The sequence below is a fragment of the Tianweitania sp. genome (assembly GCF_032053605.1).
Classification (GTDB): Bacteria; Pseudomonadota; Alphaproteobacteria; order Rhizobiales; family Rhizobiaceae; genus Tianweitania.
In genome coordinates this window covers 1-2,173 of record NZ_DAMBUH010000198.1, presented here as the reverse complement: position 1 = coordinate 2,173, position 2,173 = coordinate 1, and the positions used below count along the sequence as shown (strand labels likewise).

Sequence of the window (2,173 nt, the reverse complement as noted above, 5' to 3'; positions counted from 1 at the left end):
CCGGCGGGTGTGTGACGCTGAACGGCAAGGACATCCGCAACGAGAACACGCGTACGCTCGCCCGAAACATTGCCATCCTCCCCCAAGCGCCGCTGGCGCCGCAGGGCATCTCGGTGGGCGAGTTGGTGCGGCGTGGGCGCGCGCCCTGGCGCGGCTTTCTGGCACCCTGGACCCCAGCTGATGAAGCCGCCTACACGCAGGCGCTCGATGCTGTCGCGATGACTGAGAATGCCGACCGTGCGCTGGAGGAATTGTCGGGCGGGCAGCGTCAACGGGCTTGGATTGCGCTGGCACTGGCACAGGCCACGCCCATCCTGCTGCTTGACGAACCCACCACCTGGCTCGACCTGCCGCACCAGATCGAAGTCTTGTCGCTTCTGCGCCGCCGCAACCTGCAAGCGGGCACGACGGTGGTCAGCGTGCTGCATGACCTCAACCTCGCGGCCCGTTTTTCCGATCATCTGATTCTGCTCGGAAAGGAAGGGCTGGTGGCGAAAGGCGCGCCGGCCGCCGTGCTGACATCGGAGCATCTGCTGAGCGCCTTCGGCCTTCAAGCGCAGATCATGCCTGATCCCGTGACCGGCACGCCGATGGTGATCCCGCTCTAGGGCGGACAATCCGTCCACCCTAGCGGCCATCTGGAAAGGCGCGCAGACCTTTCATCTCGCGGCTGAGATGTTATGTGTTGGTGCATGTGCCCCGTGTGGGTCAGCCTCCATGTCGAACCTCTTGTTTCCTCGACGGGAAAGCGGTCTCACACCCCTGTTCGGTTTGAAGACCTTAGGAGAGATCATGGATTCCATCACGCCCCGTTTGACGGATCTCGCCCATGGCGGCGGCTGCGGCTGCAAGCTGGCGCCCGCCGTTTTGCGCCAGCTGCTCGCCTCTCAACCGGCCGCGCAACCCTTTTCGCAGCTGCTGGTGGGCAACGAGACCGCCGATGATGCCGCCGTCTGGCAGGTCGACGACAACACCTGCGTGATCGCCACCACCGACTTCTTCATGCCGATCGTCGACGATCCCCGCGACTTCGGCCGCATCGCCGCAACCAACGCGATCTCCGACATCTATGCCATGGGCGGCAAGCCGATCATGGCGCTGGCGCTGGTGGGCATGCCCATCAACAAGCTGGAACCGGCCACCATCGGCAAGATCCTCGAAGGCGGCGCGTCGATCTGCGCGGAAGCCGGCATTCCCGTTGCCGGCGGTCATTCCATCGACTCCGTCGAGCCGATCTATGGCCTAGCGGTGATCGGCATCTGCCGGCCGGAACAGGTGCGCCGCAACGATGGCGCGAAGGCCGGCGACGCGCTGATCCTCACCAAGGGGCTCGGCATCGGCATCTATTCGTCGGCGCTGAAGAAGAACGCGCTGCCGAAGGGCTGTTATGACGAGATGGTGGGGTCCACGACCCTGCTGAACCGCATCGGCACGGAACTCGCGGCCAACCCGGACGTGCATGCACTCACGGATGTGACCGGCTTCGGCATTCTCGGCCATGGGCTGGAAATGGCGAAGGCTTCCGGTTTGCAGCTGACCCTGTCGCTCGATGCCCTGCCCTTCCTCAGCCAAGCCAAGGCGCTCGCTGAAAGCGGCTTCATCACCGGTGCTTCCCATCGCAACTGGGATAGCTACGGCGCCGACATCACCTTGCCCGACGGCATGCCGGACTGGCAGCGCCTGCTTCTCGCCGACCCGCAGACCTCGGGCGGGCTGCTGGTCGCCTGCGCGCCTGACAAGGCGGAGGCTTTGCTGAAAATCATCCGTGACGCCGGTTATCCGCTGGCGACAATCATCGGCAAGGCCGAGGCCGGACCGGCCGGCATCACAGTCGCGGCCTGATTGGCGGGCGGTTCGGGAACAAGCGCCCCGGCCCCTTCGTTATCGAGCGGAATAGGAGATTGTCATGCGCGATCAAACCGCCCTTCGCCGCGTCCTGCTGGCTTTGACCACCGTCGGTTTCATGAGCGCGGCCCCCGCTTTCGCTCAAACGCCCAACGATGTCAGCCGCCCCGGTGACAAGACCAACTGCACACAAGCCGCAAGCAAGGCCGAGCCCGCGACGGCGCCTGATCGCAACTCAGCTGACGGCACGGCGCCCGGCAATACCGGTTCCACCGGTTGGAGCGGCGGCACGGGCGGCGCTTATATCGGCACCAACCCGCAAGGCGCG

The 2,173-nt window shown here is 65.2% G+C and carries 2 protein-coding genes and 1 pseudogene; all 3 read left to right on the top strand.

Translation table 11 applies throughout. The annotated features are described in order from the left end of the window. Nucleotides 1-608, top strand: a 608-nt coding sequence (locus tag RTX98_RS20675; RefSeq protein WP_312798767.1) for an ABC transporter ATP-binding protein, incomplete at its 5' end; no start/stop codon positions are given. Between the two features lie 184 nt (nucleotides 609-792). Beyond that, the gene (gene selD, locus RTX98_RS20670; RefSeq protein ID WP_312798765.1) at nucleotides 793-1,842 is read left to right on the top strand and encodes a selenide, water dikinase SelD; all 1,050 of its coding nucleotides are present in this window, start codon (nucleotides 793-795) and stop codon (nucleotides 1,840-1,842) included. Between the two features lie 64 nt (nucleotides 1,843-1,906). After that, nucleotides 1,907-2,173, top strand: a pseudogene (locus RTX98_RS20665) (hypothetical protein); the annotation flags it as partial.